15 protein-coding genes, 2 tRNA genes and 3 rRNA genes are annotated in these 21378 nt (G+C 58.7%); 9 read left to right on the top strand and 11 right to left on the bottom strand.

Annotation, left to right across the window (positions count from 1 at the left end):
* The first annotated feature begins 1 nt into the window (after nucleotide 1).
* The 4 genes from ubiU (at nucleotide 2) to BI343_RS13485 (ending at nucleotide 3220) form a co-directional block, all read left to right on the top strand.
* A complete protein-coding gene (ubiU, locus tag BI343_RS13470; protein ID WP_071110071.1) occupies nucleotides 2-1018 on the top strand; it encodes a ubiquinone anaerobic biosynthesis protein UbiU in 1017 nt (338 codons plus the stop codon).
* A 16-nt stretch (nucleotides 1019-1034) separates the two neighbouring features.
* Nucleotides 1035-1967, top strand: coding sequence for a U32 family peptidase (locus BI343_RS13475; RefSeq protein WP_071110072.1), 933 nt, complete (start codon nucleotides 1035-1037; stop codon nucleotides 1965-1967).
* Nucleotides 1954-2382: a ubiquinone anaerobic biosynthesis accessory factor UbiT gene (ubiT, locus tag BI343_RS13480; RefSeq protein WP_043629909.1), complete on the top strand. Its 429-nt coding sequence runs from the start codon at nucleotides 1954-1956 to the stop codon at nucleotides 2380-2382. Before BI343_RS13475 ends, ubiT begins: the two co-directional genes overlap by 14 nt.
* A 79-nt stretch (nucleotides 2383-2461) precedes the next feature.
* Complete coding sequence (locus BI343_RS13485) at nucleotides 2462-3220, top strand: GGDEF domain-containing protein (RefSeq protein ID WP_052247054.1); 759 nt, start codon at nucleotides 2462-2464, stop codon at nucleotides 3218-3220.
* Nucleotides 3221-3399: 179 nt separating this feature from the next.
* Here BI343_RS13485 and BI343_RS13490 read toward each other — a convergent pair whose 3' ends face one another.
* Nucleotides 3400-4371: a LysR family transcriptional regulator gene (locus BI343_RS13490; RefSeq protein WP_043629907.1), complete on the bottom strand. Its 972-nt coding sequence runs from the start codon at nucleotides 4369-4371 to the stop codon at nucleotides 3400-3402.
* Nucleotides 4372-5044: 673 nt separating this feature from the next.
* Between BI343_RS13490 and BI343_RS13495 the strand changes: the two genes are divergently transcribed.
* Nucleotides 5045-5842 (top strand): LuxR family transcriptional regulator, encoded by a 798-nt coding sequence (locus tag BI343_RS13495; RefSeq protein WP_071110073.1) that lies wholly within the window; start codon nucleotides 5045-5047, stop codon nucleotides 5840-5842.
* Here BI343_RS13495 and BI343_RS19365 read toward each other — a convergent pair.
* Nucleotides 5763-6416, bottom strand: a complete 654-nt coding sequence (locus BI343_RS19365; RefSeq protein ID WP_083340965.1) for an acyl-homoserine-lactone synthase — start codon at nucleotides 6414-6416, stop codon at nucleotides 5763-5765. The two genes, BI343_RS13495 and BI343_RS19365, sit on opposite strands and share 80 nt — an antisense overlap.
* Nucleotides 6417-6692: 276 nt before the next feature.
* Here BI343_RS19365 and BI343_RS13500 point away from each other — a divergent pair, with 276 nt between their 5' ends.
* Nucleotides 6693-8048: an aldehyde dehydrogenase family protein gene (locus tag BI343_RS13500; protein ID WP_071110083.1), complete on the top strand. Its 1356-nt coding sequence runs from the start codon at nucleotides 6693-6695 to the stop codon at nucleotides 8046-8048.
* 113 nt (nucleotides 8049-8161) lie between these two features.
* On the opposite strand, the gene BI343_RS13505 is transcribed toward BI343_RS13500, so the two are convergent.
* The 4 genes from BI343_RS13505 to BI343_RS13520 form a co-directional block, all read right to left on the bottom strand.
* Nucleotides 8162-9607 carry a hypothetical protein gene (locus BI343_RS13505; protein ID WP_043629904.1) on the bottom strand — a complete coding sequence of 482 codons (1446 nt, stop codon included), beginning with the start codon at nucleotides 9605-9607 and terminating at the stop codon, nucleotides 8162-8164.
* Nucleotides 9608-9683: 76 nt separating this feature from the next.
* A complete protein-coding gene (locus BI343_RS13510; RefSeq protein WP_244886651.1) occupies nucleotides 9684-10253 on the bottom strand; it encodes a GNAT family N-acetyltransferase in 570 nt (189 codons plus the stop codon).
* 173 nt (nucleotides 10254-10426) lie between these two features.
* Nucleotides 10427-11170 carry a GNAT family N-acetyltransferase gene (locus tag BI343_RS13515; RefSeq protein ID WP_071110074.1) on the bottom strand — a complete coding sequence of 248 codons (744 nt, stop codon included), beginning with the start codon at nucleotides 11168-11170 and terminating at the stop codon, nucleotides 10427-10429.
* Entirely contained in the window at nucleotides 11160-11552 is a 393-nt protein-coding gene (locus BI343_RS13520; RefSeq protein ID WP_211269433.1) for a rhodanese-like domain-containing protein, read from the bottom strand. Before BI343_RS13520 ends, BI343_RS13515 begins: the two co-directional genes overlap by 11 nt.
* A gap of 90 nt (nucleotides 11553-11642) precedes the next feature.
* Here BI343_RS13520 and pdxR point away from each other — a divergent pair, with 90 nt between their 5' ends.
* Nucleotides 11643-13091 (top strand): MocR-like pyridoxine biosynthesis transcription factor PdxR, encoded by a 1449-nt coding sequence (pdxR, locus tag BI343_RS13525; protein WP_071110076.1) that lies wholly within the window; start codon nucleotides 11643-11645, stop codon nucleotides 13089-13091.
* A complete protein-coding gene (locus tag BI343_RS13530; protein ID WP_071110077.1) occupies nucleotides 13088-13582 on the top strand; it encodes a 2-thiouracil desulfurase family protein in 495 nt (164 codons plus the stop codon). Before pdxR ends, BI343_RS13530 begins: the two co-directional genes overlap by 4 nt.
* Nucleotides 13583-13690: 108 nt before the next feature.
* Here the strand turns inward: BI343_RS13530 and rrf are convergent.
* From rrf to BI343_RS13555, 5 genes are all read right to left on the bottom strand, one after another.
* Nucleotides 13691-13805, bottom strand: a 5S ribosomal RNA gene (gene rrf, locus BI343_RS13535).
* Nucleotides 13806-13928: 123 nt separating this feature from the next.
* Nucleotides 13929-16916 (bottom strand): 23S ribosomal RNA (locus BI343_RS13540).
* 250 nt (nucleotides 16917-17166) lie between these two features.
* Nucleotides 17167-17242, bottom strand: a tRNA-Ala gene (locus BI343_RS13545).
* A gap of 86 nt (nucleotides 17243-17328) precedes the next feature.
* Nucleotides 17329-17405 (bottom strand) — tRNA-Ile (locus BI343_RS13550).
* A 181-nt stretch (nucleotides 17406-17586) separates the two neighbouring features.
* A 16S ribosomal RNA gene (locus BI343_RS13555) occupies nucleotides 17587-19124 on the bottom strand.
* The 16S, 23S and 5S rRNA genes sit together here with 2 tRNA genes alongside, the layout of an rRNA operon.
* A 452-nt stretch (nucleotides 19125-19576) precedes the next feature.
* Between BI343_RS13555 and nadB the strand changes: the two genes are divergently transcribed.
* Nucleotides 19577-21163, top strand: a complete 1587-nt coding sequence (gene nadB / locus BI343_RS13560) for an L-aspartate oxidase (RefSeq protein WP_071110078.1) — start codon at nucleotides 19577-19579, stop codon at nucleotides 21161-21163.
* The last annotated feature ends 215 nt before the right edge of the window (nucleotides 21164-21378 follow it).

Below are 21378 nucleotides of genomic sequence, written 5' to 3' on the forward strand. Positions count from 1 at the left end.
CATGCCAGCCAGACAGCATCTGCCGGAACTGGTGTGTCCGGCGGGCAGCCTGCCCGCGCTCAAGGCCGCCGTCGACAACGGCGCCGACACCGTGTATTTCGGCCTGAAGAACGATACCAACGCCCGCAATTTCGCCGGGCTCAACTTCGACGAGCACACCGCCCGCATCGGCATCCGCTACGCGCGAGACCGCGGCCGCAAAACCCTGCTGGCCATCAACACCTACGCCCAGGGCGGCGACATCGCCCGCTGGCAGCGCGCGGTGGACCAGGCCGCCGACCTGGGCGTGGACGCCGTGATCCTGGCCGACCTGGGCCTCTTGGCCTACGCCCGCCGCCGCCATCCGGATCTGCGGCTGCACCTTTCGGTGCAAGGCTCCGCCACCAATCGCGAGGCGCTGCGGCTGGCGCATGAGCTGTTCGGCATCCAGCGCGCCGTGCTGCCGCGCGTTCTGACCCTGGAGCAAGTGCGGCAGGTGATCGAACACAGCCCGGTGGAGATAGAAGTCTTCGGCTTCGGCAGCCTGTGCGTGATGGTGGAAGGCCGTTGCCTGCTGTCCAGCTACGCCACCGGCGAATCGCCGAACAGCCATGGCGTGTGTTCGCCGGCCAAATTCGTGCAATGGCAGCAGGGACCGAACCACCTCGATGCCCGGCTGGGCGGAATCCTGATCGACCGCTACGCCAAGGATCAGCCCGCGGGCTACCCCACGCTGTGCAAGGGCCGCTTTGAAGTGAACGACGACACCTACTATGCGCTGGAGGAGCCGACCAGCCTGAACGTGCTGCCGATGCTGCCGCAATTGCTGGAGATAGGCGTGGCCGCCATCAAGGTGGAAGGCCGCCAGCGCAGCCCAGCCTATGTCGCCCAAGTGACGCGAGTGCTGCGCCAGGCGCTGGACGCCGCAGGCCGGGAACGGCAGCGCTTCATGGTGCAGGCGGCCTGGCAGCAGGCGCTGAACAAGGTGGCGGAAGGCTGCCAGCAAACGCTGGGCGCCTATAGCCGCCCGTGGAAATAAGCGCGAGGAGTCCCGCATGAACGCCATCCCATTGAAGCTATCGCTCGGCCCGGTGTTGTTTTTCTGGAGCCGCGACGACATCCTGCGTTTCTACGCCGAAGCGGCCTCCTGGCCGCTCGACACCATCTATCTGGGCGAAGTGGTCTGCGGCCGCCGCCAGCAGATGCGCGGCCAAGACTGGATCGCGCTGGCCGCCGACCTCGCCGCCACCGGCCGCGAAGTGGTGCTCAGCTGCCAGGCCCTGATCGAGAGCGAATCCGATATCAAGCGCGTGCGAAAACTGGTGGAGAACGGCGAGCTGGCGATCGAAGCCAACGACCTGGGCGCGGCCAGCCTGGCACGCGAAAAAGGCCTGCCCTTCGTCGCCGGCCCGCATCTCAACATTTACAACGCCGACACGCTGGCTGTGATGGAAATGCTGGGCGCCTACCGCTGGCTGCCGCCGGTCGAGATGAGCCGCGACACGCTGGCCAGCGTGCTGGCGGAAGCGCATCGTCAGCAACTCAGCATGGAGACCGAGGTTTTCGCCTGGGGCCGCCTGCCGCTGGCGCTGTCGTCGCGCTGCTTCACCGCCCGCCACTACAACCTGAACAAGGACGATTGCCAGTTCCGCTGCCTGGAGCATCCAGACGGCTTGACGCTGAGCACGCGCGACCGTCAGGGCTTCCTCGCCATCAACGGCACCCAGACCCTGTCCGACGGCTGCCTGGCCTTGCTGCCGCACTTGCAGGACATGCACGACATCGGCGTGCGGCGCGTCCGCATCAGCCCGCAATCGCAAGGCACCGACGCGGTGGTGCGGGCCTTCGCCCAGCTGCTGCGGCAGCCGGAGCCCATCGACACCGTTTTGCCGGCGCTAGCCCGTCAAGCTCCCGGCGAACTGGTGGACGGCTATTGGTGCGGCCAAGCCGGCATACGGCCATTGGAGAAACTACATGCGCATTCCTGAACTGACGCTGCCTTCCGCCGTAGGCGGCCTGCTGTCTCGGCTGCCGGCCACGCCGCCCAGCCAGTTATTGGCTGCCACGCTTAACCAGTTGGCCAAGCGCGGCGTGCTGCCCGTCGACATGGCGCTGCTGGCCGGCAAGCGCTTCGAGATTCGGCTGGAAGACGCCGGACTCGCCCTGACCCTCGCCGCCTCCGATAGCCGGTTCTCCGCCGCCAACGGCCCAGCGGACCTGATACTGGCGGCAAACTGCGCCGACTTCGCCCGCATGCTGCTGCGCGAGGAAGACCCGGATACGCTGTTTTTCAACCGCAAACTGCGCATTGAGGGCGATACCGAGCTGGGCCTGATCGTCAAGAATCTGCTGGACAGCATAGATTGGAGCGAAACGCCGCTGTCGCGTCTGATGTCGGCTTGACGCACTGCGTCGCATAGCGGCTTGCTCCGCTCTTCGCCATGGGCTAGCAAGAAGCTAGACCTGCCGAAGATGGGGCATCATGAAATACTGGCCATACAGGGAACGGCGAGTTTGGATCGAGCTGGCCTGGATTGCCGCGTTCAATCTGGCGTGCTTTTTGCTGTTCGTTTATTTCGAACTCTTCGACAAGCTGGATGATTGGTTCCACAGCCATCCCGACACCCCGCTGGATGAAGTGATGCTGGTCGGCTTCTCGCTGGCGGTGTCGATGACGGTCTTCGCCATCCGCCGCCTGCGGGAAGCGCGAGGCCTGCTCAAGGTGCTGCGGCGGCAGGCCGAGCGCGACGACATCACCAATCTGGCCAACCGCCGCCGCGCCAACCAGATGTTGCAGCGCGAAACCGAACGCAGCTTCCGCTCCAACCGTCCCTTCTCCGTCCTATTGATCGACATCGATCACTTCAAGTGCATCAATGACAGCCATGGCCACCAGATTGGCGACGCCGTGCTGCATACCTTTGCCAAAGTCCTGCAGACGCGGGCCCGTCAACTCGACACGGTGGCGCGCTGGGGCGGGGAGGAGTTCATCGTCGTCTGCCCGGAAACCGGACAACTTGGCGCGCTGCAACTGGCGGCCGACATCGGCCGGCTGCTGCAGGAAACCGATTTCGCGCCGGTATCCGCCGTCACCGCCAGCATAGGCGTCGCCACGCTGCAGGAAGACGACACCCCGGACAGCCTGATCCATCGCGCCGACATGCGGCTGTATGCCGCCAAACAGGCCGGCCGCAATCGAGTCGTGGGAGAATTTGGAACTGATGAACCCTTGAGCGCATGAAAAAAGCCGGCAATGCCGGTAATGCCGTTCACTTAAGAGAAAAGCACCGTCTCCATGCATGGGAAACGGTGCTTTTTTTGTGGATTCCTGTGCTCTCAAGGCCAGAAAAGTCGCCCGAAAATCCTTAAGTGAACGGCATTACGGCAATACCGGCCTTTTCCATGGCAAGACGCCATCAATCAGACAATGCCTATGCTTTGCTGCACGGCGCTGCGCTTGGCGCTCAGGTCCAATCCCGGCAGGTCGGCCATGATGTCCGGATGATCCGCCAGCTTCTCCACCACGAAATCGACGAATACGCGGGTGCGCGGCGCGATATGGTCGCGATGCGGGAAGCAGATGTAGATCGAGCGCTCCAGCGACACCATGTCGGTCAGCACCGGCTCCAGTTCGCCGCTGCGGATCATATGCACCACCTCGTGGCCCGGCAACTGCGCCACTCCCATGCCCAGCCTGGCCAGCTCGGCTACCGCCTCCATGTCGTTCAGGGTATAGGTGCCGTTCACCTCAACCGGGATGCGCTCGCCCTTGCGGTCGAACTCCCATTTGAACAAACGGCCGGACGTCGGGAACTGGAAGTTGATGCAGTCATGATTGCCCAACTCCTCCGGAGTGGCCGGCCGGCCATAGCGATCCCAATAGGCCGGCGACGCCACCACATACAGGGGCATCTGCGACAGGTTGCGCGCCACCATCCGGCTGTCCGGCATCATGCCGGTGCGCACGCCCACATCGTAGCCATCCTCGATCAGATCGCTGAAGTGGTCGTCGAGACCGAAGAAAACCCGAACCTTGGGGTAGCGCTCGCAAAACTCGCCCATGATGGGCAGAATGAAGCGTCGGCCAAAGGAGTTAGGCATGCTGACCCGCAGATGCCCCGCCGGCTCATCGCGGCTCGCCTTCAGTTGGTTGATGGCAGAATCCAGATTATTGACCGGACCACGACACTGCGCATAAAAGCGGCGGCCATCCTCGGTCAGCGTCAACTGGCGCGTGGTGCGGTTGAACAGGCGGACTTCCAGCTCCTGTTCCAGTCTGGCGATACTCTGGCTGATGGCAGCCGGCGACACGCCGAGCTTGCGGGCCGCATCCGAAAAACTGCCGTTTTCAGCAGTGGTCATGAAGACCATTAGAGCTTTTAAGGTATCCATAGGCGAGGCGATTCCTGAACTGGCATGTTGCGCACGGGTCTTGAACCACTAGGACCATGTAGCGAACACCGCCGTTCACGGGATTGAATGTAAATGCTTAAAAAAGATTACACCACTCCCGCATGATATTGAAGATTCTTCTAAAAATTGGTCATCACGGCACCAGCCTCTTCACTACAGAACCCACACTTCCCCAACTGCCTGCCAGCCCTTATCGCCAAGGCGGCGAGGCCAGTCATGTTTATTTTTTATGCGAAGCAATTATGCGCTTTTAAGCGTTTGCTTGCCAGAATTTATTAGCTTTTGCTTACAACTTATGCCCTTGTTCTGAGGCGCGGATGCGACAAACCATGTCAGATTTCCAATCAAGCGCATGGGAAGGCCTTTCAGCGCCCACAATAGTTCCACATGGCATAAATCGCCATATGAAAAATAGAAAATGTCAAGAATTTATCGGCAAGAAAGCAGTTACATATTGTAAAGGTCTTGCCAATGACAAACAAAGCCGTGATTTATCAGTATTTTTCCGAGGATCAGCAGAAGGACAAATTTGGTATACTGACGGACGGAAAAACAACAATCCACATGGTTTTTGCGCCAAGGTTCTTACATGCAGAAAGCATGTAGGCTACTATTTACCGCGCGCCCACACAAAATCAAGGAAGACCCGTTCATGGCGATCTCGAAAACCATCAATGCAAGACCCCTTCCTGCCGGCCTGACCACTTCGCAGCAGTGGACGCTGTTGGAATGGATCCACATGGCGGGACACATCGAGACCGAAAGCGAACTGAAGGCATTTCTCGACTCCATTCTCGCACAGGCGCCTTCCGACAAGCTTATTTTGGTTCTGGGCCGGCTGAACAACCAGAATCAAATCCAGCGCATGGAAAAAATTCTGAATGTCAGCTACCCCTCAAGCTGGCTGGAGCAATATGCGCAAGAGAATTTTGCGCAGCACGACCCCATCATGCGCATCCATCTTGGCCAGGGCCCCGTCAGTTGGGAAGAACGTTTCAGCCGCGCCAAGGGCGTCGATGAAAAACGGTTTGTCGCAGAGGCCACGCTTAACGGCATGGGCAATGGCGTTACCTTCAGCGCGGCCTCCGAGCGAAACAACGTGGGCAGCATCCTATCGATTGGCGGACGCGAACCGGCGCGGAATGCTGCCCTCGTGGCCATGCTCAATTGCCTGACGCCCCATCTGCATCAAGCGGCGGTACGCATCGCGAACCTGCCGCCGGCCTCCCCCAGCAGCATGCCGCTTTCACAGCGCGAATATGACATCTTCCACTGGATGAGCCGCGGCAAAACCAACTGGGAAATCGCCACCATCCTAGACATCAGCGAACGCACCGTGAAATTCCACGTCGCCAACGTGATTCGCAAGCTCAATGCGAATAATCGTACTCATGCCATAGTTCTTGGCATGCATCTGACACTGTCACCCCGGGACATAGTGAGCGAATAAGCTCGGGCCGCGCCTGCCGCCAATCCAGAAGGCCGGCCATCGACATCACTCCGCCATCCAAAGGTCTCGGCACTCCCACAGGAACAATGGGAAAGCCGAACATCACCAGCCGCCGATAGAACACCGGCTCCACCACGAAATACATCCAGCGCACGCCATGGATCTGCGACCACAACCAGGCGCCCAGATAGAGCATGCGGGCCGCCATCACCGACTCCCTGCCACTCAATGCATGGCGATCAATCGCCAGCCGCGTGATTTCCGAGTACTCGCGTCCTTTGCCGATGCTCTCGCCCGACGCCAACAAACCAGAAAATTCCTCTTCCAGCATGAAAGGATTCTGACCGCCGGTCAGACGTATCGCTCCCACCACCTGCCCATCCCGATACAGCGCTAGATTATCGGAGAAATCATCATAGCTATCCCGATCATACCCATCCTCACATACTGGCACCCATGCCAGTTGCTCCCGGAAAATTCTATGTCGGAATGCCCACAGCTGCTTTTGCTCCAACGGCGTGGAAACGACATCCAACACCAGACCATCCAGCTCCAACGGGAAAAACGCTTTCATTTCAGCCTCCTAATTAAGCCTTGCTCAGGCAGCTGAAATGTAAAACCAGGCAAAAAGTACGAAATCTGGCCAATCGGCCAGTGCTTAGTGCAGTTGAGAATCCAACTCCGGACAATTTCATTGAAATGAATATGTTAACGGGTCCGCATGAGCCGAAGAGCCACACATAAAAATATAATATTCAATAAAAACAACAACATATATTTCAATAAACGCTCAAAACTGCCATAGATGCGTTTTATTTGTTACATTTGTTTTTTTCATAGCCATTTCATCATGACCGCCTTTACCAGTTGCAACCCCGCCACCGGGGAGGTCTGTTACACCCGCCCGACTTGGCACGCCCAGGAGCTTGATCTGGCGCTGAAACAATTGAGCGCAGCCCAAGACAGTTGGTCCGCGCTGACGGTAGAACAGCGCGCAACTCAGCTGCTGAGCTTGGCGGAGCAGCTTGCCCAACAACGCGATGCCCTGGCCGACCTGATCACTCAGGAGGTCGGCAAGCGCACCAGCGAATGCTTGGCCGAAATCGACAAATCGGTGCAATTGATCCGTTACTACGCGGCATTGGCGCCTGAGCTATTGCAATCGCTGCAGATTCCCACCCAGGCCAGCCGCAGCGGCGTGGCGTTCGAACCGCTCGGACTGGTTCTGGCCGTAATGCCGTGGAACTATCCCATCTGGCAAGTGCTGCGTTTCGCCGTTCCCGCGCTGATGTCCGGCAACGCCTGTCTGGTCAAGCCGGCGCCCTCGGTTCCGCAATGCAGCCAATTGCTGCTGGATTGCATCCGCCAATCAGGATTGGCGGTGATGGACATGGCATGGATTGATACCGAACTGGTAGAGGACGCCATCCGCCGTTGCGATGCCGTCGCCTTCACCGGTTCTACCCACACGGGCAGAATCATCGCCTCGCTGGCCGGCAAGCATCTGAAGAAAACGGTGCTGGAACTCGGCGGCAGCAACCCGTTCATCGTGCTCGCCGATGCCGATATCGAAGCCGCCGCCCGCGATGCCGCCAACTCGCGTTTTCGCGATGCCGGCCAGAGCTGCAATGCCGCCAAGCGGATGATCGTGGTGCCGGAAGTGGCGGACGCCTTCGTCGAGGCCTTTTGCGCCGAAGCCGCCAAATTGCGCGCCGGCGATCCGCGCGACCCGGCGACGACGCTGTCGCCGCTGACTCGCGCCGATCTCCGGGAAGCCTTGCATGCTCAGGTGCTGGATGCCTGCCATAATGGCGCCGAGCTGCGCCTGGGTGGGCAGATGCCGCAGACGCCCGGATTTTTCTATCCCGCGACCGTGCTGGATCGGGTGACTGCCGCCTGCCGGGTCTATCATGAGGAAGTGTTCGGCCCCGTCGCCAGCATTCTGCGCGCCAACGATGAGGCTGACGCCATCCGACTCGCCAATGACACGCCATTCGGGCTGGGCGCCAGCATCTACAGCGCCGATAATGAGCGGGCCTGGGCGCTGGCGCGGCAAATTGAAGCCGGCAGCGTGTTCATCAACCGCCACACCAGTTCCGACCTGAGATTGCCGTTTGGCGGCGTCAAGGCATCCGGTTACGGGCGGGAGTTGTCCGAATTCGGCCTGTACGAATTCGTCAACGTCAAAACCTATTGGCAGAAGTAGCGGAATCAATATCAATAGCAGCAAGGGGCGGCGCCAGGCAAAAATCAGCGCTTGGCTTCAAGCCGCAATAGAAAAGGGGCCGCAAGGCCCCTTTTCTGCTGCTGGCGCGGCAATCAGTGCAAACGCGCCACGCTTTGCGACAACGGCATGCCGGCCTCGCGCAGACAATCTGCCAAGTCGCGCCAAGCGGCGTCGCGGTCCGGCGCGACATCCGGCACCACCAGCCAAGGCACGCGCGCCTCAACCTCGTCGCGCCCCTTTACCCGCAAGGCCACGTCAAAACCCTGGATCTCTGGCTGATACTCAGCCACCGCTTCCAGCTTCTCGATGCCGCCCTGGCTGGCGGCCAGCAAGGCTGCCGTCACGCCCAGACGCTTGCGGTTCCAGGCGCGCATGCCGCTGGATAAAGCCTCCCACCACGGCAAGGGAGCAAACAGTTCCGCCTCGCCATACTCCATCTCGGCGGCAACCGCCTGCTGCACCAGCGGCATGGCCACATCCAGCGCCCGGCGGGCCAGTCGGCGCGCCTTGTCCATCGGCAGCGCGCCGCGCTCCACCAGGAACGGAATCCACGCCATCACCAACTGCGGGTCATTCGTCTTGCGCGCCGCCTCATAAGTGGCTCGCGACGACTCCGGGTCCAGCGGCGCGAAATCGCAGCCGGCATCCATCACCGGCGCCAATTGCACCAGATCCTGGCAACCACGCTCATTCAGCATGTCCACGGTGAACAAGGTGGGCGAAATCCACAAAATCGACTTTTCCGGCACCTCCAGCGCATCGGCCAGGGCCACCTCCAAAGCTTCCAGCCGCGGGAAATGCCACCACACGCCTCCCTGGCTGCGAGAGAAGGCGAACGGCAACGCCCACAGTTCAAACGACACCACGGAGCCGTCCTTGCGCAGCACTTCGGGGAAGGCCACGGCGTCCCGCGCGCGCTGGATCAGCAACTGCCGCGCGTCAGGCTCCGCCAGCAAGGCCAGCTGAGCCTCGGTGAACACGGCCTGATCGCCGGCCATCAGCGCCATCTGCACAGCGGCAGCCAGTTGCATGCCGCCCATGGGCTTGCCCACCGCCAGGCGAGCCTGTTCGATCAACTGGCTGATCGCCTGCTGGCGCTCGGCCGGAGGCAATGGCTTGGTCGGCCCTGTTCGCATCTCGCGCGGCGGCGGACCGGCGGCGTCGCGCTCGGCATAGGCTTTCTGCAGTTTCTGGTAGGCGCGCATCGCCTCATCGCAGATATCCTGCAGCTGGCCGACATTGGGTTCGATCTCATCATAGAAATTGAAGTCGAAGAGCCTCAGCCGCAAATTGCAGACATAGACCGTGATCTTCTCCGCCTCGTCATACAGTACGGCGCTGGCCAAACCCTCGCTTTCGCGGCCGGGAAAATCGGTATCATCGTTGCCTACAAGCCGGCAAATGAAGGCAGGGGATTCGGTATGCACCAGGTATTCGCTCCCCTCCAAGCCCTCATCATCGACGGCATCGCCGAAAATAAAGCGGCTGGGCAGGAAAGGCTCGCCCCGGATGCGGGCGTTGCGCGGCAGAGATTTCATTCAGACAACACTATCAAGGGATTACAGTCACCCATTGTAGCGCCGCAGCCTCCCCGCATGAAGTCCAAACAGCGAATTAGCCCTGCCGCGCCATAAAATGCGCCAGATCGCATCGCTGCCGGCCCGCCGCATCAAAATTGATCGGATGCAACCACCTCTCCAAGGCCAGACGCCTCGCCGGCCACTCGTGATCCAGCATCGAAAAACAGGCCGCGTCGCGATTGCGTCCCTTGCTGACCCGGCGCTGCCGCCACAAACATTCAAACGTGAAGCCCAAACGCAAGGCGGCGCGCGCCGACGATGCGTTATGCGCGTCGCAACGCCATTCGCCGCGGCGGTAATTCAGCTCGAATACCTGCTTCAGCATCAGATACATCGCTTCCGTCGACAGCCGGCTGCGGCGCATGGCCGGCGAGAAATGCACCCCGCCGATTTCGACGCAGCCGTCTTCAGGCTGGGCATTCATATACGCGGCCATACCCTGCGCCATGCCGCTATCGACATCGATCAGCGCGTAATAGCAGGTACGCTGGGCCTGGATCGCGCTCGCCAGCCAGGACTGCCATGCATCCAAGGACGCAAACGGGCCCTGATTCAGATACGTCCAGTTCGCGCGGCTGGCATCGGCATGCAAGCAGATGAACAAGTCCCGTCCATGCCGCGCCGCATCCAAGGCCTCCAGGCGGCAGAAGCGGCCCTGCAAGACAAGACTCGGCGGCCAAGCCGCTCCGCTCCATCGATCTGGCTCGCAACCGACAGGCTGCCCCACAGCATTGAAAACCGCCGCTTGAGCCAGCGCGCCCGCATCCGCGACCAAGCTCAAGCCGCAGCCTCCGCTGCAAACTCCGAGAGGCTGCGCAACTGCCGCCCTTGCGCGTCGAAATTGGCGTCCGCCAACCACAGCTCCAGCGCTCGCCGCCGCTGCGGCCACTCATGGTCCAGAATGGAGAACCAGGCAGTATCGCGGTTGCGTCCCTTATTGGTGCGCGCCTGTCGGAACAAGCCTTCAAAGGTGAAACCCAGCCGCAGCGCGGCTTTCACCGACGGCGTGTTCTGAGCGTCGCATTTCCACTCGTAACGCCGATAGCCGAGCTCAAACGCATTGCGCATCATCAGGTACATCGCCTCCGTGGCCAATCGACTGCGCTGCAGACGCGGCGAAAAGTTGAGAAAGCCCACTTCGATGCAGCCATCAGCAGGCGCAATGCGCAGATAGCTGCACAAGCCGATAGCCACATCGTCCCTTGCATCAACGATCGCATAAAACTGCGGAACCTCCCGCCCGGCATTGGCCTGCATCCAGGTCTGCCAATCCTCCAAACTGGAAAACGGGCCGTGGCTAAGGTAGGTCCAGTTGGCCCCGCCCGCCATCTGATGCAAGGCTTCGTACAACTGGGCGCCATGCCGCTCGGCATCCAGCGGCTCCACTCGGCCATGGCTCCCGGTCAGGACTTGGCGCGGCGGAGAGGCCGCGCTCGTCCAGCCCTCTACTGGCAAGCCCACCCACTGTCCGGTCGAAATCTGCTCGGCCGGCTGCGCCAGCGCGTCCCAGTCAGCACGCATCGCATACGTCCTTGCCGCAACCGGCGTGCAGCGTGGTGGCGTAGCCATCGCGCTTCCACCAATCGATGCCGCCCTGCAGCTCCTTGACCTTGAAACCAAGCCGGGTCAACTTCAAGGCGCCTTTGGTGGAGGCGTTGCAGCCAATGCCATCGCAAAAAGTGACGTAGGTGCGCTCGCGCGCAAGATGGGCAGTGCTTTCCTCAGTCATCAGCCGGTGCGGCAGGCTGATCGCTCCGGGAATGGTTTCATGGGCAAACGCTTCCGCGCTGCGGGCATCGACTAATATCAGCGAGTCATCGCCTTGGGCGAAAGCCTGCGCCACATCGGCGGCATCCATCTCATACGCCAACTTGGCGGCATAGAACGCTTCCTGACTGATCATCACCTTGCTCCAGCACGTTACGATGCTGTTATCCTACGACACAAGCAGCACCATCTGAAGTACCACATTCATTAATTTGATGGAACCACCTTGAATCGCGACTGGCTCTGTTCTTACCTCAAACCCCGGCTGCTGCGCGGCCAGGGGGAAAACCTGTCACGCCAACTGTATCGACACCTGCGAGAGCTGATCCGCCAAACCCGGCTTGCGCCCGGCAGCGCGGTACCCGCCAGCCGCCAGCTGGCCGAGACGCTGGCATTAGGTCGCAATACCGTGCTTGCCGCCTACGAGCAACTGATTGCCGAAGGATATTTGGAAAGCAAGCATGGTTCGGGCACTTATGTCTGTCAGGCCTTTGCGTCCACGGCATCGCCTGCCGCCGCCGCCTTGCCGCAACGAGAGCTATCGCGGCGCGGCGTACAGCTGCAATCTTACAGCCGCGTGCCCGTCAGCAAGTTTGGCGCCTTCATCCCCGGCCAGCCCGAGCTGGCGCGATTTCCCCATCAGCAATGGCAAAAGTGTCTGGCGCGCAGCCAACGAACCGCGCCGCTGGACTGGATGCATTATCAGCGCGAAGGCGGCCTGCAGGCGCTGCGCCATGCGCTGGCGGAGTACCTGTTCCTGACGCGATCCGTGCGCTGCAGCCCGGACCAAATCCTGATCACCAGCGGCACGCAAGTCGGACTGGCGCTCATCGCCAAGCTGCTGGCCGATCCCGGCGACATCGCCTGGCTGGAGGAACCGGGCTATACCGGCGCCCAAGCCGCGATGATGGAAGCCGGGCTGGCTTGCCTCCCCATTCCAGTGGATCGATATGGACTCACGCCCCTATCCAGCGCACCCCCTCCCAAACTGATCTACACCACGCCGGCGCATCAGTATCCAACCGGCGTCATCATGGGACTGGCCCGGCGGCTGGAACTGTTGCAGACGGCGCGGCATCACAACAGCTGGATCATCGAGGACGACTACGACGGCGAGTTCAGCCATACCCCCAATCCATTGGCCGCGTTGCAAAGCCTGGATCAGGATAATCGCGTCATCTATCTGGGCACCTTCAGCAAAGTGATGTTCCCTGCGCTGAAATTGGGCTATCTCGTGCTGCCGCCTGAACTGGCCGAGGCCTTCCGCCATTGCCAGGCGCGTCTGCATGGCGAAACCGGCTACCTCCACCAGGCAGCGTTGGCCGATTTCATTGAGCGCGGCCACTTTGCCCAACATATTCGCAATATGCGCGAACTGTACGCGCACCGACAGCACCTGCTGCGAACCGCCATGGAGCGCTACCTGGGTGATGCCTTGCCGATATCGGGCGGCGAGGCCGGCATGCATCTGCTGGCCAATCTGCCTTTGGGCTTCGATGAATGGGAATTGCAGGATGCTGCCGCCCGGCAAGGACTCTGGCTGCGGCCATTGGCTCGTCACTTCCTGGGCAAAGCCTATCGCAACGGATTGGTGCTCGGTTACGCGGCCGTGCCGGACGAACGCATCGCCCCCGCCAGCCAAGCGCTGGCCAGACTTCTAGAGAGCAGACTGTGACCAAAAAAGCCAAACTCCTGATCAGCGCCTGCCTGCAGGGCCAGCCGGTGCGCTATGACGGCCAATCCAAACCGATGCGCGATGTAGACTGGACGAAGATCCACGATAGATTCGAACTCATTCCCGCCTGTCCGGAGTGCCTGGGCGGCCTTCCCACGCCAAGACCCGCTGCAGAGATCATAGGCGGCTCGGGCAATGATGTGCTGACGCAGCAAGCATCGGTCCAAAGCGGAGACGGGCAGGATGTCAGCCAGGCATTCATCTCCGGCGCTTGGCAAACCTTGCGCCTGGCCCAGCAAAGTGACTGCAAACTAGCGCTGCTAAAGGCCAACAGCCCATCCTGCGGCAATCGGCAAATTTACGATGGCAGTTTCGGAAATACCTTGCGCGACGGCCAAGGCGTGACCGCCAGCCTGTTGAGCCAACATGGCATCCGAGTGTGGAATGAAGAGGAAGTCGATGCTTTGCTGCGGCAGGATGGGGACGGCTAGCCCCTAAACGCCAAAGCCCCGGCAGTGTCTGTCGGGGCGGGTGTCGCGCATTCGGCGCGCGCAAAGCGCAAAGCCCAGCTCGAAGAGCTGGGCTTTGTCGTATCGGGCGTCTGGCGGTGTCCTACTTTCACATGGCGAATGCCACACTATCATCGGCGCTAAGGCGTTTCACGATCCTGTTCGGGATGGGAAGGCGTGGGACCACCTCGCTAAGGCCACCAGACATAAACTGTACAAACTGCAAGAAGCCTGAACCAGAGTCGCTCTCTGATTCTGAATATTCGGTATTTGATGTTCTTCGCACATCCACTCTCGTCACTTAGCCTCGCTAAGCCACTCAAATGATAGGATCAAGCCTCACGAGCAATTAGTATCGGTTAGCTTCACGCCTCACAGCGCTTCCACACCCGACCTATCAACGTCCTGGTCTCGAACGACTCTTCAGGGAGGTCAAGCCTCCAGGGAAGTCTCATCTTCAGGCAAGTTTCCCGCTTAGATGCTTTCAGCGGTTATCTCTTCCGCACTTAGCTACCCGGCGATGCGACTGGCGTCACAACCGGTACACCAGAGGTGCGTCCACTCCGGTCCTCTCGTACTAGGAGCAGCCCCCGTCAAACTTCCAACGCCCACTGCAGATAGGGACCAAACTGTCTCACGACGTTTTGAACCCAGCTCACGTACCACTTTAAATGGCGAACAGCCATACCCTTGGGACCGGCTACAGCCCCAGGATGTGATGAGCCGACATCGAGGTGCCAAACACCGCCGTCGATGTGAACTCTTGGGCGGTATCAGCCTGTTATCCCCGGAGTACCTTTTATCCGTTGAGCGATGGCCCTTCCATTCAGAACCACCGGATCACTATGTCCTGCTTTCGCACCTGCTCGACTTGTCGGTCTCGCAGTTAAGCTACCTTTTGCCATTGCACTATCAGCACGATTTCCGACCGTACCTAGGTAACCTTCGAACTCCTCCGTTACACTTTGGGAGGAGACCGCCCCAGTCAAACTGCCTACCATGCACTGTCCCCAATCCGGATCACGGACCAAGGTTAGAACCTCAAAGGGGTCAGGGTGGTATTTCAAGGTCGGCTCCACCAGAACTAGCGTCCTGGCTTCTTAGCCTCCCACCTATCCTACACAAACCACTTCAAAGTCCAATGCAAAGCTACAGTAAAGGTTCACGGGGTCTTTCCGTCTAGCAGCGGGGAGATTGCATCTTCACAAACACTTCAACTTCGCTGAGTCTCAGGAGGAGACAGTGTGGCCATCGTTACGCCATTCGTGCGGGTCGGAACTTACCCGACAAGGAATTTCGCTACCTTAGGACCGTTATAGTTACGGCCGCCGTTTACCGGGGCTTCGATCAAGAGCTTGCACCCCATCACTTAACCTTCCGGCACCGGGCAGGCGTCACACCGTATACGTCCACTTTCGTGTTGGCACAGTGCTGTGTTTTTGTTAAACAGTCGCAGCCACCGATTCTCTGCGACCTCTCAAAGCTTCGAACGCGAAGTCCTACACTCTAAGAGGCATACCTTCTCCCGAAGTTACGGTATCAATTTGCCGAGTTCCTTCTCCTGAGTTCTCTCAAGCGCCTTAGAATTCTCATCCTGCCCACCTGTGTCGGTTTGCGGTACGGTTCTTGTGTAGCTGAAGCTTAGTGGCTTTTCCTGGAAGCGTGGTATCAGTCACTTCAGGTCCGTAGACCCTCGTCATCACGTCTCGGCCTTAAGGGGCGGCGGATTTGCCTACCACCCCAGCCTACCGGCTTAAACAGACTATTCCAACAGTCTGATGACCTAACCTTCTCCGTCCCCACATCGCACTACACAAAAGTACGGGAATTTTAACCCGTTTCCCATCGACTACGCTTTTCAGCCTCGCCTTAGGGGCCGACTCACCCTACGCCGATGAACGTTGCGTAGGAAACCTTGGGCTTTCGGCGAGCGGGCTTTTCACCCGCTTTATCGCTACTCATGTCAGCATTCGCACTTCTGATATCTCCAGCATCCCTTACGAGACACCTTCACAGACCTACAGAACGCTCCCCTACCACGCATCGGCTTCCCTTAGCCTGCTTGTTTCCCTCATGGCCTGGCGACCATTGGGGTGGGCTTTGTCATCGCTTCGCGATGACAAGCTTGCAACAAGCTAAGGTGAAGCCGACGCATCCGCAGCTTCGGTTATCAGTTTGAGCCCCGTTACATCTTCCGCGCAGGACGACTCGACCAGTGAGCTATTACGCTTTCTTTAAATGATGGCTGCTTCTAAGCCAACATCCTGGCTGTCTAGGCCTTCCCACTTCGTTTACCACTTAACTGATCATTTGGGACCTTAGCTGGCGGTCTGGGTTGTTTCCCTCTTGACGATGGACGTTAGCACCCACCGTCTGTCTCCCATGCTCGCACTTTCCGGTATTCAGAGTTTGCCATGGTTTGGTAAATCGCAATGACCCCCTAGCCATAACAGTGCTTTACCCCCGGAAGTGATACATGAGGCACTACCTAAATAGTTTTCGGGGAGAACCAGCTATCTCCGAGTTTGTTTAGCCTTTCACCCCTATCCACAGCTCATCCCCTAGTTTTGCAACACTAGTGGGTTCGGACCTCCAGTGCGTGTTACCGCACCTTCATCCTGGCCATGGATAGATCACTCGGTTTCGGGTCTACGCCCAGCAACTAAAGCGCCCTATTCGGACTCGGTTTCCCTACGCCTCCCCTATTCGGTTAAGCTCGCTACTGAACGTAAGTCGCTGACCCATTATACAAAAGGTACGCAGTCACGGAACACGTCCGCTCCCACTGTTTGTATGCATCCGGTTTCAGGTTCTATTTCACTCCCCTCCCGGGGTTCTTTTCGCCTTTCCCTCACGGTACTGGTTCACTATCGGTCGATCACGAGTATTTAGCCTTGGAGGATGGTCCCCCCATCTTCAGACAGGATTTCGCGTGTCCCGCCCTACTTCTCGTATGCTTAGTACCAAGAATGCGTTTTCGTGTACGGGGCTATCACCCACTATGGCGGTCCTTTCCATAACCTTCCACTAACGCAATCTCTATCACATACAGGCTGTTCCGCGTTCGCTCGCCACTACTTACGGAATCTCGGTTGATTTCTTTTCCTTCAGCTACTTAGATGTTTCAGTTCGCTGAGTTCGCCTCCTCAGACCTATGTATTCAGTCTGGGATGACCCCTAAGGGCCGGGTTTCCCCATTCGGATATCGCGGGATCAAAGCTCTATTGCCAGCTCCCCCGCGCTTTTCGCAGGCTTACACGTCCTTCATCGCCTGTGATCGCCAAGGCATCCACCAGATGCACTTAGTCGCTTGACCCTATCATTTCAGTAACCTAGATCACTAAAACAACAAGTGTGTTTGTGCGACGACTGCACCGCCCCTTTTGAGTTGGCGACGCAGCCTTAGATACAATCAAATACCCAAGATGACGATTTGTCCGCGTAAAGAGTTAACTCTACGCTTTCATTTCGCCGTCTTATATATTCGGCTTCTTCAGTTTGTTAAAGATCGGGCGTTTTACAACGCAAACAGAATCAAACTTCTCAATTCGATTTTGTTTGCGGTGTGGTGGAGGATGACGGGATCGAACCGACGACCCCCTGCTTGCAAAGCAGGTGCTCTCCCAACTGAGCTAATCCCCCTCTTTTTGGGTGATGCTGCGTTGCTCAGTCGCTCATGTGCATAAGCACATGTCGCTCCCTCGCGCCTTGCCTGACCCAAAAAATACTGGTGGGTCTGGTAGGACTCGAACCTACGACCCCTGCGTTATCAACACAGTGCTCTAACCAGCTGAGCTACAAACCCAGTAGTCGCTTCATACCACATCCTTTTCGATCAAAATCAAGCAGATCCAGGCGAAAGCTGACGACGTGTACATCCAGTACACGAGGAGGCTTTCAACGCAGAGCTGCGCAGATTTTCATCGAAAATGCCCTTAACTTGAATAACCGATAGGCTGTAAGTACTTGACGATCGCCTTCTCTAGAAAGGAGGTGATCCAGCCGCAGGTTCCCCTACGGCTACCTTGTTACGACTTCACCCCAGTCATGAATCCCACCGTGGTAAGCGGCCTCCTTGCGGTTAGCCTACCCACTTCTGGTGAAACTCACTCCCATGGTGTGACGGGCGGTGTGTACAAGACCCGGGAACGTATTCACCGCAGCATGCTGATCTGCGATTACTAGCGATTCCGACTTCACGCACTCGAGTTGCAGAGTGCGATCCGGACTACGATCGGTTTTATGAGATTGGCTCCACCTCGCGGCTTCGCGACCCTCTGTACCGACCATTGTATGACGTGTGAAGCCCTGCTCATAAGGGCCATGAGGACTTGACGTCATCCCCACCTTCCTCCGGTTTGTCACCGGCAGTCTCATTAGAGTGCCCAACTTAATGATGGCAACTAATGACAAGGGTTGCGCTCGTTGCGGGACTTAACCCAACATCTCACGACACGAGCTGACGACAGCCATGCAGCACCTGTGTTACGGCTCCCTTTCGGGCACCAAGATATCTCTACCAAGTTCCGTACATGTCAAGAGCAGGTAAGGTTTTTCGCGTTGCATCGAATTAATCCACATCATCCACCGCTTGTGCGGGTCCCCGTCAATTCCTTTGAGTTTTAACCTTGCGGCCGTACTCCCCAGGCGGTCAACTTCACGCGTTAGCTACGCTACCAAGGATTCAAACCCCCAACAGCTAGTTGACATCGTTTAGGGCGTGGACTACCAGGGTATCTAATCCTGTTTGCTCCCCACGCTTTCGTGCATGAGCGTCAGTGTCATCCCAGGGGGCTGCCTTCGCCATCGGTATTCCTCCGCATCTCTACGCATTTCACTGCTACACGCGGAATTCTACCCCCCTCTGACGCACTCTAGTCGTGCAGTCTCCAATGCCGTTCCCAGGTTGAGCCCGGGGCTTTCACATCAGACTTGCACAACCGCCTGCGCACGCTTTACGCCCAGTAATTCCGATTAACGCTTGCACCCTACGTATTACCGCGGCTGCTGGCACGTAGTTAGCCGGTGCTTATTCTTCCGGTACTGTCATCCCCGCCAGGTATTAACCAGCGGGATTTCCTCCCGAACAAAAGTCCTTTACAACCCGAAGGCCTTCTTCAGACACGCGGCATGGCTGGATCAGGCTTGCGCCCATTGTCCAAAATTCCCCACTGCTGCCTCCCGTAGGAGTCTGGGCCGTGTCTCAGTCCCAGTGTGGCGGATCATCCTCTCAGACCCGCTACTGATCGTCGCCTTGGTGAGCTCTTACCTCACCAACTAGCTAATCAGACATCGGCTGCTCGTATAACGCGAGGCCTTTCGGTCCCCCGCTTTCCCCCTCAGGGCGTATGCGGTATTAATCCGGCTTTCGCCGAGCTATCCCCCATTACACGGTACATTCCGATGCATTACTCACCCGTTCGCCACTCGCCACCAGGAGCAAGCTCCCGTGCTGCCGTTCGACTTGCATGTGTAAAGCATGCCGCCAGCGTTCAATCTGAGCCAGGATCAAACTCTTCAGTTCAATCTCATAGCAACTTCTGGCACGCAAGTTCAAAGAAATAACTGGTATTTCCTATCTCTTGCAGTGCAAGTTTTTGGCTTTCGCCAAGCACTTACACCTATCGGTTATTCGTTCTGTTAAAGAGCTGTGCTGGTCGCTGCAACCGTCGCCGGAACCTGTTTCGTTCGGCTTGTTTCGTTCGCTGCGTCAGCTGAGGAGGCGAACTATACGCCCGGACCCGAACCTCGTCAACACCTTTTGCGGGAAAAATTGAAGGAAATTAGCAGCAAAATCCCAAAACAAGGGCAAGCCACTGAAAATTCAATAGATATGAAGAAGGGGTATCTTGCTTCGCTGCAAACAAACCGTAATCTAACCTTCCCGGGACGCGCGGATGGCTACGCGCCCGTTGCCGATTCTGCTACGCTGGCATGCGTTTGGCACGCGATGTGCCTGCCGTGGACACTCTATATATGCTCAAATTTGATGTTCTGATTATCGGCAGCGGTCTGGCCGGGATGACGCTGGCGCTCCATCTGGCGGAAAAACGCAAGGTGGGCTTGATCACCAAGCGCGATCTATTGGAAGGCAGCTCTACCTATGCGCAGGGTGGTATTGCCGCGGTACTGGATACCGAGGACTCGGTAGAAGACCACATCCGCGATACCTTGATCGCCGGCGCCGGGCTGTGCGACGAAGACACCACGCGTTTCATCGTCGAGCACTCCAAGGAAGCGATAGACTGGCTGATCAAACTCGGCGTGCCCTTCACCCGCGACGACGAGCACCAAACCGGCTACCACCTGACGCGCGAAGGCGGCCACAGCCACCGCCGCATCATCCATGCCGCCGACGCCACCGGCGCCGCCGTGACCAGCACCTTGGGACAGAAGATCAAGGCCCACCCGAACATCACCGAGCTGGAACACTATATAGCCATCGATCTGATCACTTCGCAGAAGCTGGGCCTGCCGGGCAAGCGCGCCTATGGCGTGTACGCGCTGGACAAGCAGAGCGACCAAGTGGTGACCATTGCCGCCCAGCACACCATCCTAGCCTCAGGCGGCGCCGGCAAGGTCTATCTCTATACCACCAATCCGGACACCGCCACCGGCGACGGCATCGCCATGGGTTGGCGCGCCGGTTGCCGCGTCGGCAATATGGAGTTCATGCAGTTCCACCCGACCTGCCTGTACCACCCGCATGCCAAATCCTTCCTGATTTCCGAGGCGGTGCGCGGCGAAGGCGGCATTCTGAAGCTGCCGGACGGCACCCGCTTCATGCCGCAGCACGATCCGCGCGGCGAACTGGCGCCGCGCGACGTCGTTGCCCGCGCCATCGACTTCGAGATGAAGAAGCACGGCCTGGATTGCGTGTATCTGGACATCTCTTACAAACCGGCCCAGTTCATCAAGGAACACTTCCCCAATATCTACGCCCATTGTCTGGAATTGGGCATAGACATCACCCAACAGCCGATTCCGGTGGTACCTGCAGTGCACTTCACATGCGGCGGCCTGGTCACCGACCTGGCGGGCCGCACCGATGTGACTGGCTTGTACGCTGTGGGCGAAGTGGCGCATACCGGGCTGCATGGCGCCAACCGGCTGGCCAGCAACTCGCTGTTGGAATGCCTGGTGATCGGCAAGGCGGCGGCGGCGGACATTCTGGCGGCCGACGCCATCAAATTGCCGGCGATTCCGGCCTGGGACGACAGCCGCGTCACCGACCCGGATGAGGAGGTGGTCATCAGCCACAACTGGGACGAGCTGCGCCGGGCGATGTGGGACTATGTCGGCATCGTCCGCACCAATAAGCGGCTGGAACGCGCGCTGCACCGCATCGATCTGCTGAAAGACGAGATTGACGAGTACTACAGCAACTTCCACGTCAGCAATGATTTGATCGAGTTGCGCAACCTGGTGGAAACCGCCGAACTGATCGTCCGCTCCGCCATGCAGCGCAAAGAAAGCCGCGGCCTGCACTACAGCCGCGACTACCCGGACCTGTTGCCGGAAGCGCAAGATACGGTGCTGACGCCGCCCTCGCGCAGCGAGTAAACAGCAGGCGACTGGCCGCTGAAGTAAACCCGCCGCCATTTGACAACCCGCCGGAGCTTGCTCCGGCTTTTTTTATTGCAAACAAGAAAACAGGCCAGATCAACTTACACAGAAAACAATCAAAGCTGTAAATATCTATTAATTTACGAGAACTTGGCCAAGACTGCGATATCGTATGTCATGAAATGCCGGTCCACTTCTTGGAGATCCGGCCC

It is taken from the genome of Chromobacterium amazonense, from assembly GCF_001855565.1.
Classification (GTDB): domain Bacteria; phylum Pseudomonadota; class Gammaproteobacteria; order Burkholderiales; family Chromobacteriaceae; genus Chromobacterium; species Chromobacterium amazonense.

What these genes read in the sequence shown, in the direction of transcription:
- ubiU (WP_071110071.1), top strand. Translation starts at nt 2, where the DNA reads ATGCCAGCCAGACAGCATCTGCCGGAACTGGTGTGTCCGGCGGGCAGC.
- BI343_RS13475 (WP_071110072.1), top strand. Translation starts at nt 1,035, where the DNA reads ATGAACGCCATCCCATTGAAGCTATCGCTCGGCCCGGTGTTGTTTTTC.
- ubiT (WP_043629909.1), top strand. Translation starts at nt 1,954, where the DNA reads ATGCGCATTCCTGAACTGACGCTGCCTTCCGCCGTAGGCGGCCTGCTG.
- BI343_RS13485 (WP_052247054.1), top strand. Translation starts at nt 2,462, where the DNA reads ATGAAATACTGGCCATACAGGGAACGGCGAGTTTGGATCGAGCTGGCC.
- BI343_RS13490 (WP_043629907.1), bottom strand. Translation starts at nt 4,371, where the DNA reads ATGGATACCTTAAAAGCTCTAATGGTCTTCATGACCACTGCTGAAAAC.
- BI343_RS13495 (WP_071110073.1), top strand. Translation starts at nt 5,045, where the DNA reads ATGGCGATCTCGAAAACCATCAATGCAAGACCCCTTCCTGCCGGCCTG.
- BI343_RS19365 (WP_083340965.1), bottom strand. Translation starts at nt 6,416, where the DNA reads ATGAAAGCGTTTTTCCCGTTGGAGCTGGATGGTCTGGTGTTGGATGTC.
- BI343_RS13500 (WP_071110083.1), top strand. Translation starts at nt 6,693, where the DNA reads ATGACCGCCTTTACCAGTTGCAACCCCGCCACCGGGGAGGTCTGTTAC.
- BI343_RS13505 (WP_043629904.1), bottom strand. Translation starts at nt 9,607, where the DNA reads ATGAAATCTCTGCCGCGCAACGCCCGCATCCGGGGCGAGCCTTTCCTG.
- BI343_RS13515 (WP_071110074.1), bottom strand. Translation starts at nt 11,170, where the DNA reads ATGCGTGCTGACTGGGACGCGCTGGCGCAGCCGGCCGAGCAGATTTCG.
- BI343_RS13520 (WP_211269433.1), bottom strand. Translation starts at nt 11,552, where the DNA reads ATGATCAGTCAGGAAGCGTTCTATGCCGCCAAGTTGGCGTATGAGATG.
- nadB (WP_071110078.1), top strand. Translation starts at nt 19,577, where the DNA reads ATGCTCAAATTTGATGTTCTGATTATCGGCAGCGGTCTGGCCGGGATG.